Annotated in this window: 12 protein-coding genes and 1 tRNA gene; 2 read left to right on the top strand and 11 right to left on the bottom strand. The window is 57.7% G+C overall.

Features of this window, described 5'->3' with window-relative positions:
• Positions 1-201 precede the first annotated feature (201 nt).
• The 4 genes from AOA59_RS22135 to AOA59_RS22120 form a co-directional block, all read right to left on the bottom strand.
• Positions 202-1,296, bottom strand: coding sequence for an alkene reductase (locus AOA59_RS22135; RefSeq protein ID WP_099489102.1), 1,095 nt, complete (start codon positions 1,294-1,296; stop codon positions 202-204).
• A gap of 41 nt (positions 1,297-1,337) precedes the next feature.
• Positions 1,338-2,747, bottom strand: a complete 1,410-nt coding sequence (locus tag AOA59_RS22130; protein WP_099489071.1) for an NAD-dependent succinate-semialdehyde dehydrogenase — start codon at positions 2,745-2,747, stop codon at positions 1,338-1,340.
• Between the two features lie 96 nt (positions 2,748-2,843).
• Positions 2,844-3,653 carry a helix-turn-helix transcriptional regulator gene (locus AOA59_RS22125; RefSeq protein WP_099489070.1) on the bottom strand — a complete coding sequence of 270 codons (810 nt, stop codon included), beginning with the start codon at positions 3,651-3,653 and terminating at the stop codon, positions 2,844-2,846.
• Positions 3,654-4,399: 746 nt separating this feature from the next.
• Positions 4,400-4,486, bottom strand: a tRNA-Leu gene (locus AOA59_RS22120).
• Between the two features lie 263 nt (positions 4,487-4,749).
• On the opposite strand from AOA59_RS22120, the gene AOA59_RS22115 reads away from it, so the two are divergent.
• Both AOA59_RS22115 and AOA59_RS22110 read left to right on the top strand, forming a co-directional pair.
• Positions 4,750-5,160 (top strand): VOC family protein, encoded by a 411-nt coding sequence (locus tag AOA59_RS22115; RefSeq protein WP_069787387.1) that lies wholly within the window; start codon positions 4,750-4,752, stop codon positions 5,158-5,160.
• 151 nt (positions 5,161-5,311) lie between these two features.
• Positions 5,312-6,262 carry a type II toxin-antitoxin system RelB/DinJ family antitoxin gene (locus AOA59_RS22110; RefSeq protein ID WP_099489069.1) on the top strand — a complete coding sequence of 317 codons (951 nt, stop codon included), beginning with the start codon at positions 5,312-5,314 and terminating at the stop codon, positions 6,260-6,262.
• Positions 6,263-6,364: 102 nt separating this feature from the next.
• Here AOA59_RS22110 and AOA59_RS22105 read toward each other — a convergent pair whose 3' ends face one another.
• From AOA59_RS22105 to AOA59_RS22075, 7 genes are all read right to left on the bottom strand, one after another.
• The gene (locus AOA59_RS22105; protein ID WP_099489101.1) at positions 6,365-6,808 is read right to left on the bottom strand and encodes an anti-virulence regulator CigR family protein; all 444 of its coding nucleotides are present in this window, start codon (positions 6,806-6,808) and stop codon (positions 6,365-6,367) included.
• 54 nt (positions 6,809-6,862) lie between these two features.
• Positions 6,863-7,414, bottom strand: a complete 552-nt coding sequence (locus AOA59_RS22100) for a GNAT family N-acetyltransferase (protein ID WP_099489068.1) — start codon at positions 7,412-7,414, stop codon at positions 6,863-6,865.
• Between the two features lie 81 nt (positions 7,415-7,495).
• Entirely contained in the window at positions 7,496-7,915 is a 420-nt protein-coding gene (locus AOA59_RS22095) for a chemotaxis protein CheY (RefSeq protein WP_099489067.1), read from the bottom strand.
• Between the two features lie 35 nt (positions 7,916-7,950).
• Positions 7,951-9,075 carry a fimbrial protein gene (locus AOA59_RS22090; RefSeq protein ID WP_099489066.1) on the bottom strand — a complete coding sequence of 375 codons (1,125 nt, stop codon included), beginning with the start codon at positions 9,073-9,075 and terminating at the stop codon, positions 7,951-7,953.
• Positions 9,072-11,657: a fimbria/pilus outer membrane usher protein gene (locus tag AOA59_RS22085; RefSeq protein WP_256593083.1), complete on the bottom strand. Its 2,586-nt coding sequence runs from the start codon at positions 11,655-11,657 to the stop codon at positions 9,072-9,074. Before AOA59_RS22085 ends, AOA59_RS22090 begins: the two co-directional genes overlap by 4 nt.
• 33 nt (positions 11,658-11,690) lie before the next feature.
• Positions 11,691-12,437, bottom strand: coding sequence for a molecular chaperone (locus tag AOA59_RS22080; protein WP_058420383.1), 747 nt, complete (start codon positions 12,435-12,437; stop codon positions 11,691-11,693).
• A 74-nt stretch (positions 12,438-12,511) separates the two neighbouring features.
• Positions 12,512-13,060 carry a fimbrial protein gene (locus AOA59_RS22075; protein WP_017138856.1) on the bottom strand — a complete coding sequence of 183 codons (549 nt, stop codon included), beginning with the start codon at positions 13,058-13,060 and terminating at the stop codon, positions 12,512-12,514.
• Positions 13,061-13,065: the final 5 nt, after the last annotated feature.

The following is a 13,065-nucleotide window of genomic DNA, read 5'->3' as shown; positions in this document are numbered from 1 at the left end:
GGTTTGGCTACATGCAGGCAGAACAACGGGCGGCGCGCATGGGCCACGGCACGACTCGGTACGTCACGCCCCGACGCCCTATAGACGTGAATCAGCTTTAAGCTGTGCCAATCCTTGGGAACGAAGTCTTTATATTCGGGCATGGAAAAGCCGTCGACTGGCGACGGCTTTGAGGGGGGGGACTTCAGCTCGACGAAGGGTTTATCCCATTGCAGGCCAGTCCGAGTAACCCGTCGAATCGCCACCGTACCAATAGACCTTAGGCGCTTGCGCCAAAGGCGCTCCGCTGCCCAAGCGATAAATCAGGTCGGGGTTGGCGATAAACGGGCGGCCAATGCTAAAGAAGTCCGCTTCCCCTGCCGCCAGAGTCTGCTCGGCCAGATCCAGCGTGTACTGGTTGTTGGCGACATAGGCTCCGCTGAAGCGCTGCCGCAATTGTTTAAAGTCAACGCCGTTGACCTCTTCGCGACTTAACTGAGTGACACCCTCGATCTCATGGATATACAGCACCCCCAAGTCCGACAGCGCGGCAACATAGGCACCGAAGGTGGCCATGGTATTGCTGTCCAGTGGCGTTTCGCCGGGCGTTGTAGTCACTGGAGAGATGCGGATGCCAACACGGTCGGGGCCCCAAACGTCAATGACGGCCTTGACCACATCCAGAGGAAAGCGCAGGCGATTTTCCAGCGAACCGCCGTAACGGTCTGTGCGAACATTGGTGCTGTCGCGAATGAACTGCTCAAGCAGATAGTTGTTCGCAGAATGCACTTCTACACCGTCAAAACCGGCAATCCGGGCGCTTTGGGCGGCCCGGCGATAATCCTCTACGATCAGGGGAATCTCATCGGTTTCAAGTGCCCGCGGCGTAACGAAATCTTTCATTCCTTCATGAACCCGGATCTGCCCATGAGGCTTGATCGCCGATGGCGCTACAGGAAGGCCGCCGTTGTGCATGTCAGGGTGCGACATGCGTCCTGTGTGCCAGAGTTGCAGGAAGATTTTGCCGTCATGACGGTGCACTGCCTCGGTCACACGCTTCCACGCAACGATTTGCGCCTCAGTCCAGATCCCCGGGGTTCGCGAGTAGCCCCGGGCCTGGGCCGAAATATTGGTCGCTTCAGTCACAATCAGTCCGGTGCTTGCCCGCTGGCCGTAATAATCAGCTACGTAGTCAGGTTGAACACCGACATCGTCCGCGCGGCTGCGGGTCATCGGCGCCATCACAATACGGTTCTTCAGTTGCAGCTCGCCCAGTTTGGCGGGCTGCAGGACAGGGCTTGCGAAACGATCACTCATGATGTTTTTCTCTCTGCAAGTCAGGGCAATTGTGGATGCGCTCAGCCAATGGTCTTGGCCCATACGGCCTGCGCATTGGTGAATTCCCGCAAGCCGAAATGCGAGAGCTCGCGGCCGTAACCGCTCTTTTTCACGCCACCCACCGGAATACGCGCATTGGTTGCAGGGAAGCCATTGATGAAGACCCCACCGGTTTCCAGGCGACGAGAGATGCGTTGCGCCCGCGCCATGTCCTGTGTCCACAGGCTGCCGCCCAATCCGTAGTCACTGGTGTTGGTCAGGACGATGGCATGCTCGACATTGCTGGCGATGGTAATGGCGGCGACGGGGCCAAACGTTTCTTCATCGAACGCGGCCATGCCGGGCTGGACGTTGGCCAGCACAGTTGGCTCGTAGAAATTGCCTGGGCCTTCGATCTTCTTGCCACCGAGCAGCAAAGTCGCGCCGGCGGCAAGGGTGCGTTGGACTTGGCCATCAAGCTCTTCGCGCAGATCGCCGCGTGCCATGGGCCCGACGTTGTTGGCGCTATCCAGGGGGTTGCCGACCTTCAATTGTTTTACCGCGGCCACGAACTTTCGGGTGAACTCTTCGGCAATCGGTTGCTCGAGGATAAAGCGCTTGGCCGCGAGACATACCTGACCTGCGTTCTGGAAACGGGCCTCGACAGCGGCCTTGACCGCCAGGTCGATATCGGCATCGGCCAGCACGATGAAAGCGTCGGAGCCGCCCAGCTCAAGAAGGCTCTTTTTCAGTGCCTTGCCAGCGGTGGCCGCCACTGCCGAACCTGCGCGCATGCTGCCCGTCAGGGTCACTGCGGCGATGCGTGGGTCTTCGATGGTGCGAGCCACGGTTTCATTGTCGGCGATGAGATTGACGAACAATCCTTTCGGGAAGCCCGCTGCTTCATAGGCGTCCTGCAGCGCGTAGGCAGAGCCCATGACATTCGGGGCATGTTTGAGCATGAACCCGTTGCCCGACAGCATGATCGGCCCTGACGCGCGAATCACCTGCCACAGGGGAAAGTTCCAGGGCATCACCGCGAGGATGGTGCCGATGGGCAAGAAGGAAACGTGAACCTGATCGTCTCCCTCTACGTTGACTGGCTCATCAGCCAGGATCGCCGGGCCATTGTCAGCAATCCAGTCGATGGTCGCGGCACACTTCTCCACCTCTGCGCGGGCTGAAGCCAGGGTCTTGCCCATTTCAGCGGTGATCAGCCCAGCAATGATTTGCGCACGCTCGCGCAGGATTGCGGACAGACGACGATAGGCCGTGACACGTTCGCGCATTGGTGTGGCACGCCACAAGCGGAAGGCAGCGGCGTTTACGTCCAGCAGTTGCTCGACTTCGCTCTGGGTCTGAAACGGGTAAGTCGCGATCAGTTCACCGGTCGCCGGGTTACGCGAAGTGGCGAAAGCAGGGGCGGTCGAAATAGCGTTCAGGTTGGTCATCGGTATCACCTCGTTGGCGGTGGTGCAGCGCGTTGTGCGCTGCGATGACCGTCACATTAGGTAAGCCCGAGAGAGCCAGGAAGGCGTGTTGTTATCCTATGACTGCGGGTCATAGGCAGTGTGTCGAGGGATATAGGTCACCATCGAAAGATCCGGGCGTCCCTCTGGCGTCAGGGCCACATAGGTGAAATCGATATAGCCACTCACCGGGTGCAGCAGACGCTTGCGCCCTTCGTCGAAGCCTTTGACTTCTGTGTCCTGCCACCACTCGCGGAATTCCGGGCTCAGGGCGGACAGCTCCTCGATCAGGCTGTCGAAAGGCGCCTTATCCTGCGCCAGCGCACGGGAAGCGCGAAAAGCGCTGATCATCCCGCGCGCCATCTGCTCCCAATCCAGGATCAAGGTTCGATAGGGGATGTACAGGAACAGCAGGCGCAGGGTGTTGCGCTCATGGGGCTCTAACGAACCGTAGTCGACGAACAGGTCGGCGATTGCATCGTTCCAGGCCAGAATGTCCAGTCGTGAATTACGCACATAGGCCGGAATGGGATTGATCGCACGCACGAGCATTTCCAGCCCTGCGCTGACGCCGCCGCCAGTTTCAACCGCGGGTGCTTCAAGCGCAGACAATGCAAACAGGTGGGCGGACTCGATACGGTCGAGTTTGAGCACTTTGGCGATGCGGCGCAGTGCGTCTGGTGAAGGCTGGATATCGCGGCCCTGCTCCAGCCAGGTGTACCAGCTGACGCTCACTCCGGCGAGCACTGCGACCTCCTCGCGGCGCAGCCCTTGCGTGCGACGCGGCCCTTCCGGCAGGCCGAACTCTTTGGGCTCAAGACGCGCACGTCGGCTAGAGAGAAATTTCCCGAATTCCCGGCGCTGTTCCATGGAAGGTCTTTTCGCCATAATCTTTATCTCTCCAGTCCAGTGATCGATACCGGTCGTTGAATAAGCGAGGTGCCCAGTGCCTTGTCAGCTGCTCACTGGCGCCAAGGGGTGCTCCAAACAGCCTGGCGCACTGCCTTGCGACCAGTACAAGATGGATCGTCCAATCGGCACGTCCCGCTAACGCATGCGCCTCCGACATCGGTAAATCCTGATACTACAGATAATTGAACAAAGTGATGAAATCCCGTTCGACTCGCTTCATATATTCCCTTGATGGCTCGGACACATCACCGCTCTTCCGGCTCAGATGACCCACAGACTGCTCTGGAAACAGCCCGCGATACACAATTCGACTTGATCATTTCTGACATTGGGATGCCGAAAGTGAACGCCCATGAGCATCCAGCCATGCGTTCGCAAGTAAAATGACGTTTCATTAGATCGCCATGAAAATTAAACACCTTGTATAGGCAAGTTCTGTTTTCAGCCCGCCGACCTCACACTTAAAAAACCCTGTTCCTTCCGCATATCAGGACTTGTGCCGACAGACACCCGCGCCCGAAGCAGAAATTCTGCATACCTATTTGCACGCCCCGCAGGCTGAGCGGGACGCATTGCGCGTACAGCTCAACGAATTGCAAACCATCCTCCAATCTCTGAAGAGCGGACGAGAATTCGACGGAACGCAGAAACAAAAAAACCCGCCAGAAGGCAGGTTTTTCAAGGCTTCCAAGGAACTGAACAGCTTCCAGTGGAATGTAAAATGGTGCCCGAACCCGGAATCGAACCGGGACGCCCTTACGAGCGGGGGATTTTAAGTCCCATGCGTCTACCAGTTTCGCCATTCGGGCGGTAGCGCGGTGTTGCAGGGTTGGGAATATATAGACCCCGGCGCTTGGACGCAAGGTCGAAGCGTACCTTTATGGTGCTCATTGCAAGCTGAAAAAGCTCGGCAGATCAGTGATCTACGCAGTAAACCCGGCATTGCATCAAGCCGGTTGGCTGACTGTCCTGGGCCGATACCACGGGTTAAATACAGCACTAGTTTTCCAGGATCAGCTAAGTTGAAGACTTTGGCGATACCAAAACCCATGATCAAACAGGAATGATCCCAATGCGCACCTTTTCAATCCAACATATAGATCATGTTGTTTTACGCGTGAAGGACATCACCCGCAGCCTGGCGTTTTACACCTCGGTACTGGGCTGTGACGTCAAAAAGCGCCGTGACGACCTCGGCATGATCCACCTGAGTGCCGGGACGTCCCTGATTGACCTGGTCGATGTGAACGGGTCGATCGGTCGTGAAGGCGGGGAGCCGGCGGGCAAGCAGAGGCATAACGTCGATCACGTTTGCCTCAGGGTTGAGCCTTTTGATGAGTCTGCCATTCTCAACCACCTGGCTGAGGCGGGTGTGTTTGCTGAGAAGGCGCAGCAGCGCTATGGCGCAGACGGGACTGGCTGGTCGATTTATTTCAACGATCCGGATGATAACCGGATCGAGTTGAAAGGCCCTGCCATTTAGGCTGCCCCTCAGTTGGCAAGAATAGGTAGATCCAGCTAAATCCATTACGACCCGTAAAGCATATTGCTTTACCGTAAAGCATTATGCTTTACTCTTCCGGCATACAGAGCGAAGCCTCTGCTACGCGTTTCTGATCAACGAGGAAGGTGTCATGGCACAGATAAATTCGCGAGTCGCGGACGAAGACAAGGAAAAAGCTGAAAAGGTACTGAAACTCCATGGGCTGTCTATGAGCGGTTACTTTGCCAGTATCGTGGAATACATAGCGGATAGCGGTGCTATCCCTTTTGAAATAAAGCCAAAGCCCAAGCTGATAAACCTGGATGAAGTTTATGCCGAGGCTGTCAACAAATTTATAGACCTTCACCACCGATTGCTGGCGTTAAAATGCTCCCTGCAACCTGGCGTTGAGGATCAGTTAGAGCAATCTCAGCCTCATCGTAATGACTTTCACCTCATCACCGCTTATTTACGTGAAAACGAACGATACGTTTACCGAGCACCATGCCAGATTGAAAAAATCACGATCAGTGATGGGCAAGTACTCGATTTTTCCAGCAGTCGTGAAGGGTTTAACACTGCACAGTCGTCGCTCGCTGAAGCATTAAACTGTGTGAGTTTCAATAACTATCCCTTACGGCAGTCTGATCTGGATGAAATGGATGCTCCTCTTGCTGCGGCTAAAAAGGTTCTCGATTCACTCCGTTCTCGGTGCTCACACGATCTGAACGAAGAATCCAAAGCAGCATTTTTTGCAATAGCTGCCAAAGATGCAATCCAAGCCGCTAGAGCGCTGACTGACGGCCCCTATGATCCACTGTCTTTTCCACCCACATTCAATACAGTTGATGCCTGTTGCCGTGACGCCCTTGCATGCCACAAGCGAGTTGGCCCTGGCAAGTGGAGCACTCAAGCAGCAAGGATCGCTGAACATCTGGTCAAAATGAGAAACGAGATTGATCGCTGGAACCAGGAGCGGCTCACTCATGCGACCCTACAAAACAATTATGAATGGCTGAATTTCAAAAGCGACATTATCGACATGACTGACGAACTTGTACGCGCGTTGCTGCGAAGCACGATGCGTAATGGTTCGCGCTAATTGGCCGGTAATCTAACTGTCACGAATCAGGGCAAGGACACCCTACTTAAAAGGGTCGGCATAATGAACTTCATGCAGCCCTGATACTTGACCTTCAACGCACTAGTCAAAAGCGCCGTTAAGCACTTCGTAGATGATCCCGGAAGCAATAGCCACGAGGATCAGATCCGTGCCTGCCTGCTGCCATTCGTAGCCGTCGTAATGAGGCAGCCTGCCGAGTAATCGGCCGTCCAGCTTTTTCGCAATCCCTGGAGGCAGCGGCTTTCCTCGGGCGAGGTTCTTTTGTATGCCAGGGGGCAGTGGTGGGCCAGGCCGCCAATAATCACGATAGCCACCGAGCACGCCCAGCACGCTGCCTCGATCAACGCTTGGACCATAGTGCGAATCGCCGCCTTTGCCCTTCTTGCCCTGCCCGCCTTGGCCGTTGCCGTTGCCGTTGCCATGGCCTTGCCCCTTCCCGTTACCAGGATCAGCCAACGCCGTCGCCGAGCCCGCGACCAGGGCAATGCAAGTGATGACGACTACCAACGAGCGAGATTTGAACATGATCATTCACTCCAGAAGGGACTGCCCTTTTGAATATAGATCGAATTGCCGAAATCAGTAGCGCTCGCCCATTACGGAGCGCTCAAATGCAGCCCGCTCAACTTTATAAAACCGATTCTCTTGCGAACGCCCTGCGAAGGTTTTTATTGAGGTATGCGAAAGCTGCCCGCCGATTTTCTCCATCGCCCGTTGCGAGCGAATATTGTCGGCGCCGACGTGGAACCATACGGTATCGACCCACTGAAAGGCGTGCTTGAGCATCAGTTGTTTAAGCTCGCCATTGGCCCCACCGCCCCATTTTTCACGCGCCAGAAACGTGTACCCGATCGCCACTTCACGCTGCGGCTCACTGAAGTCGTAGTAACGAGAGCTGCCCACTACCCTGTTGCTGCTTCGGTCGATCACCACCACAACGCTGGGGGATGCCAGCGCCTGCTCGAACCATTCGCGAAACACCGGTTCCTGGTAGCGCGTGGGGCTGGGGTGCTGGGCCCAGATCAACGGGTCGCAGGCGACGCCATACAGGGCCTCGAAATCCCCGGCTTCCAGCGGGCGCAGCTCAAGTAACGCGCCCTTGATGGAGGGCGGGATGGGTAGCGATTGCATTACTGTACTCCAGGCGCTGACAGTGCCAGATCATCGCGCATGGGATATGGCACTCGCAACAACCGATGAGCCACAGTGAAGCTACACCCCCACTTCTCTGTTGCGTGCAGTGGGCACAAGGCTGGGATCAACTTTGGCCATGAGCTGGGTGAGCGTGTCGAGGTCCGGCAACGGCAATGCACTGATCAAGACCTTGTTCTGACGGCACACCAGAAACGCCGGTATACCTGCTTGCCTTTCATCGTAGATCATTGCGTAACGCACGTGCGGGTTGTCCATGCAGAACGAAAACAGATCAAATTTCACGCCTTTCACCAGTGAAGCGTTGATGATCAGCAGGTCCAAGGGTTCGCAGTCATACTCCAGCGCGCTTAATACCTCCTCCAGCCGGTGCATCGGCGCAATCCGGTAGTAACCCAGTTGGTTCAGGGTACGCTCGATCCTCAACCGGGAGAAATGCTGGTCATCTGCGATCAGAATCCTGAGTGCTTTATTTGGCATTTTTCGCATCCTCGCGATCAGTCCTACGTACTCCATCACTGATAAATAATCGTAAACGTCGCCGACGCGTTGGCCGGCCCTGGCGTGACCTTGGACTGGGTTTGCAGATAACGGGCGCGCAACGGGATTGAATAGCTGCTTTCGGTCACTCGCAGGGCCAGGCCACTGTTTTGATTCGTCGCTAAAGGCAAGCCGATTCCGTTAGGGGTTGCGACCTGCACACCTACGCCTGTGGCGGCGGGTGCAGTGCTGCCCGTTGTAGGGTCGAGGCTCAGCACGCCATTGCCGCCGTTGATCGCAGTCCGCGCCGGGTCGACGCGATATTGCAGGGTGTTATTGACCACGGTGCCAGGCGTGCTACTGCCGGAGGGTGAATTGCCGCTCTGGGAAATCCAACCGGGACCTGTGGTCCTGAAGGTCCCCGTAAACGCCGGGCAATCATTTAATCGAATGGCAAAATCGACCCAGGCGCTGGCAGTGTTGACTCCCGTAAATGTCTTGGTCTGATGTGTACCCATAGGGACGTTCACATCCGGCGTGCTGCAGGTGCGCGACACAATCTGGATACTGCCGGAGATGCCCATTTTGAAGCCCAGCATTCTGGCGTCGCCAAAACTGCCAAATAGGCTCACGGTTGGCAACGTATTGCCCACCAACACGCCCGGTTCCACATCGCCCAGTTTGATTAATATCAATTCAAAATTGGAAGGTCCGTCAAACGGGACCAGGCACCGCCAGCCCGGCGTACACGAGGTCCAAATTTTGCTCGTTGCCCGTGGCAGAGGGCCGCCCGTGCTAGTGAAGGCGACCCCTAGTCCTTGAATGCTGGTTCTGTAGACTTTGTTGGCATACACCCCGCTGGTCACATTGGCCAGGCCATAGCCCGAATCAACCGTAATCTCAGTCGACTGTTCATACGGAGCATACAAGCACTCCAGCTTTACCGCCTGGCCCGCTGCCATGCTGAACTTCTGTCGATAAACTTCGGCGCCTACCGGCACATCGCGCCCGACGGTGATCGCCGATATTTGCAACGGCATGGAGCCATTCGCTGGCTGGATGCCATTCATGTAGGTGCACGTGACCGCCATGGCCGTGTCCGCCGCTACCCACAATGCGATGACTGCCAATCCCGAGTTGATCAAAGCCCTGATGTTCATAACGGTACCTTTTGCATAGTGTTGGGCCGCACGCGGTCAGCGACCTGTTTGCCTGCCGCACACACGGCGTCCAGCTGCTGCAACTGCTGGCCCTCGCCCGGGCCCGGTGGAATGATCAGTGCACACTGCTGATGCGCTTTGCTGCCCCAATGGATCAGCAACTGCCGGGTATCAGGCTTGATGCGTGCGTAGAGCTGACCGCCCTGCCCGACCACGCCCACCGTGGCGCCTTCGCCATCCGTTACGCCGGCCCCAAATGGCAAGCTGCTGCCATCGTCCAGGCGCACGTTGAGCAGTACTGCCCGCCCCTGGTTGGTGGTGTATTTGAGGTGCACTACGGCGCCGGCACGCGGCGCGACCTGCTGGCTGGTTTCGTTGAATTCAACGTCCAGGGAACTGCCGATCGGGTCGATGGCGACCTCGTTCAATTCATAGGGGCGCAAATACGGCACCACGGCGTTACCGCTTGCATCGAGCCTCAGACCTGGATAGCCCGACACCTTGGCGCCCTGCGCACCCGGCGCGCTGATCACTGCCATGGTCTCGCCACGATAAGGGGTCATGGTCATACCGTCGGCATGGGCCACCAGCGTGCCGCTGGCGCCCACGGAAGCACTGGTGTAGCCGTCGCCACGCCCCAATGCGGCACTGAGCATCGCCCTGGCGCCGGTGTACTGCCCGTTGAGCGCCACACTTTTGCTATTGCTGCCACCGTCATGCCCGAAGGTTGCGCCGTAGCCGTACTGGCGATCGTCGCCCGCGGTGCCGCTGATGCCGGCCTGCTCGCTGTAGTTGCCGCGCGTGTCACGGCCAACCTGCGCCGTCACCTGTGGGCCATAACCAGACCCACCAAACTGGAGGGGCATGCTCATGGTCAGCAGGAAGCTGTTCTCCATATCGCCCAGGCCCATGCGGCTGCGATTGGCGTTCACGCTGAAACTCACGCGATTGAATTGCTTGCTGTAGCTGAACTGGTACTGCACATCACTGCCCGGCTGGTTCCAGTAATTCTGCGCATAGCCGCTAAGAGTCACTTGGCCCCAAGGTCCCAACGTCTGGTCTGCGGTGATGGACAGGCGGCTGCGCGGGCGTCCGAACATACGGGTGTCCCAACCATTTTTCTCGGCATCCACCAGTTGCACGGCATTGCTGAAATCCAGGTAGTCACCGGTAGAAAAACGGTAAGCCGCCACCGAGAAGTTGCTGCCGGTACTGAGTACATTCTTGCTATAGGACACACGCATGCTCTGGCCTTTGGCCGTCCCGGCAGCCAGCTCGGTCTGGGCGTGAGTCACGTCTACCGCCATGGCGCCGATGGGCGTGCCAAACGCCAGGCCCGTGAGCAGCGCCGTGTAGTGGTCGCTCGACTGCAGGCCACCGAAGCCTGTGAACGTGTTGTTCAGGCCATATTGCAGCGTGCCTTGCAGCACGCGTGCCTGTTGGTCGACAAAGTTGTTGCGGGTTTCACCGGCGGTGAAGCTGAATCGCGAGGTACCGGGGCGCAACAACTGGCTGACCGAGGCATAGGGCACGATAAAGTTCTGTTCGGTGCCGTCTGCCTCGGCAATGCTCACGTTAAGGTCACCGCCGTAGCCGGTGGAGTACAGGTCATCGATCACGAAAGCACCCGGCGCTACGGTAGTCTCCAACAGGACGTTGCCGGCCTGGCGAATGGTCACGCGGGCGTTGGTGCGGGCAATGCCACGGATGACCGGGGCATAACCGCGCATGGAATCAGGCAGCATGCGGTCATCGCTGGCCAACTGCACGCCGCGAAAGGACAAGGTGTCGAAGATCTCGCCACTGGTGTTGGACTCCCCCACCGTCAACTGGCTTTTCAGCGCCGTCACATCACGTTGGGCGTAGGTGTCCAGAGCCTGGTACTTGTTGCCCTGACGCGATTGCCAGCTCATTGACGCGTTGTGGCGCAGGCGCCAGTCGCCCAGATTAAGGCCTGCATTAAGGCCCATGAACGCCGAGTCATAGTCGCCCGCGCGGGTGCGATTACGGTTGGCGTTGAAGGTGTAACTGAGCATGCCGGCGGTCACACCGCGGTCCCATAACTCAGGGCTGACGTAACCCCGGGAATTACGCTTCAAGGCGGCCTGAGGAATGCTGAGGTCTAGCGCCTGGTTCTCCGGTGAAAAACTCGCGCTGGCACCTTGGATCAAACTGCCCAAAGACACGCAGCCTGTGGTGTCCAGCGGTTCGGACAGCTTGGACATGTCCACGCCCTGACGTTCAAGCCAGCCATGGTCCATGCACACCACCGGTTTGCTGCCGTCGGGCTGGGCCTCGATACGAATGTCCTGACGGCTGTTCAACTGGCCGTTGAGCAACACATCGGCGCGGTATTGCCCCGGCGTCACCGGGTTGCCGGCCTGGTATTTACCCAGGTCGAGGTTACGCGAGTCCTCAGGCAGGAATGCGTCGTTGAACTGCACCTCTTGCGCCAACACGCCCTGTATTCCCCATGCACCAGGCGCGATGGCCAGCACCTTGAGCACCAAGGCTGTAAGCGGATTCAAGGCAAAGCGAGGCTGCGCCCGCAGGGCAAGCCTGGAGCTGGAAGAGGTTTGCATAATTAACTCGCGTGTAAAGACGTCAGGAGTTGATCAAGGCTTGAGTGCTTTCCGAGTCGGGATCAGCGCGCCGTAATCGTTGATGGCGTTGAACTCCACTTGGGCATCGGCGGCAGGCCGAGTCTTGAGAGTCGGCAGTGGGAACTGTCGGGTTTCACCCGGAGCGACCATGCCGTCCTCACTGCGAGCACGTACTGAGCCCGACACCAGTTCCAGTTCAACCAGCGACACGTAAAAGGCCGACGGGTTGAACGCCTGCAAGGCCAGGCCCAAGCCATCACGGCTGGAAACCACTTGCCATTGCACCTGTTCAATCGCTTCAGTGGCGGTTCCGGGCAACTCGGTGGGGCGATAGAACAGCTTGATTCGCGAGCGAAATGCCATTTGCAGGGTGTTAAGGTCCTCACCCGCTTCGGGCTTGGGCGGAATTTCCAACACGTTCAGCCAGAACACCGATTCCTTGTCCGAGGCCAACGCCGCCCCCGTGAACAATACCCGCAGACTTTGGCCTTTGGCCGGGTCGATACGTGCCACCGGCGGCGAAAGCAGAAACGGTGCCTTGGAACTGGTGGGAGTGGATGTAACACTGCCGGTGTCGATCCACGCCTGCATCAGTGCAGGCTGCGTGCCGTTGTTATTGAGTTTGACGGTGACTTCCTTCTGTCCGGCCGGGTAGATCACCCGCGTGCCGGTAATCACCACACCCGCAATGGCCTGGGCGCTTGCCAGGGCCAGAAGGCTTGCCAGCAGCAACTGTTTGAGTGGAAGTTTGCAAGGCATGACAGTGTCCCATCGCCGCCAGAAAACACGCCCTTTTATCGACCACACAGGGCGTGTGTTCATTGGCGAGCGACTTACTGATAATTAATGGAGTACGTCACGTTACTGATAACGGTGCCCGGCGTAGTTGCGGCCTGGGCGTAGTACTGAACGGCGTAAGGCAGGTCGGCACTCAGTGTTGTTGTATCGATGCTGATACGGCTGGTAGACGCTACTTGCCCGGTATCACCGGCTTTGATGGCTTTACCATTTGAGGCGTCAACCAATTGCAGTTGCGCCTTGGTGGCGGTGCCGCTCAAGTTCTTCAAGTTGCCGCTGGCCGGGTCCACCGAGCCACCGGCTTCAAAGAACGCAGAGGCGGTTTTAAGCGCCGCAGAGCACTTGCTCAGTTGAATGCTGAACCCGGTCTGGCCCGCCACTTGGCCCTGTGCAGCCAGCGAAGCGGTCGAAATCGTCGGCAGCGTGACGGTGCTGCCTGCTGAGCCTGCCGCGCCATTGACTGCGACTTGGCAAGTTTCGGCTTTCAGTTCGCCGTTGAAATTGATGGTGCCGTCCGACGCCATGGCGGCGGAAGTGGCGGTGGCGGCGACCAGTACAGCGAGGACGCGGGCTTTGTAATCCATGAGTA

Source organism: Pseudomonas sp. 2822-15, from assembly GCF_002742515.1.
In the GTDB taxonomy this organism is placed as follows: Bacteria; Pseudomonadota; Gammaproteobacteria; order Pseudomonadales; family Pseudomonadaceae; genus Aquipseudomonas; species Aquipseudomonas salomonii.
The sequence above is the reverse complement of the archived record's forward strand: the minus strand, read 5'-3'. Positions and strand labels throughout refer to the sequence as shown.

What these genes read in the sequence shown, in the direction of transcription:
- AOA59_RS22115 (WP_069787387.1), top strand. Translation starts at nt 4,750, where the DNA reads ATGCGCACCTTTTCAATCCAACATATAGATCATGTTGTTTTACGCGTG.
- AOA59_RS22090 (WP_099489066.1), bottom strand. Translation starts at nt 9,075, where the DNA reads ATGAACATCAGGGCTTTGATCAACTCGGGATTGGCAGTCATCGCATTG.
- AOA59_RS22100 (WP_099489068.1), bottom strand. Translation starts at nt 7,414, where the DNA reads ATGCAATCGCTACCCATCCCGCCCTCCATCAAGGGCGCGTTACTTGAG.
- AOA59_RS22085 (WP_256593083.1), bottom strand. Translation starts at nt 11,657, where the DNA reads ATGCAAACCTCTTCCAGCTCCAGGCTTGCCCTGCGGGCGCAGCCTCGC.
- AOA59_RS22130 (WP_099489071.1), bottom strand. Translation starts at nt 2,747, where the DNA reads ATGACCAACCTGAACGCTATTTCGACCGCCCCTGCTTTCGCCACTTCG.
- AOA59_RS22105 (WP_099489101.1), bottom strand. Translation starts at nt 6,808, where the DNA reads ATGTTCAAATCTCGCTCGTTGGTAGTCGTCATCACTTGCATTGCCCTG.
- AOA59_RS22095 (WP_099489067.1), bottom strand. Translation starts at nt 7,915, where the DNA reads ATGCCAAATAAAGCACTCAGGATTCTGATCGCAGATGACCAGCATTTC.
- AOA59_RS22125 (WP_099489070.1), bottom strand. Translation starts at nt 3,653, where the DNA reads ATGGCGAAAAGACCTTCCATGGAACAGCGCCGGGAATTCGGGAAATTT.
- AOA59_RS22075 (WP_017138856.1), bottom strand. Translation starts at nt 13,060, where the DNA reads ATGGATTACAAAGCCCGCGTCCTCGCTGTACTGGTCGCCGCCACCGCC.
- AOA59_RS22135 (WP_099489102.1), bottom strand. Translation starts at nt 1,296, where the DNA reads ATGAGTGATCGTTTCGCAAGCCCTGTCCTGCAGCCCGCCAAACTGGGC.
- AOA59_RS22110 (WP_099489069.1), top strand. Translation starts at nt 5,312, where the DNA reads ATGGCACAGATAAATTCGCGAGTCGCGGACGAAGACAAGGAAAAAGCT.
- AOA59_RS22080 (WP_058420383.1), bottom strand. Translation starts at nt 12,437, where the DNA reads ATGCCTTGCAAACTTCCACTCAAACAGTTGCTGCTGGCAAGCCTTCTG.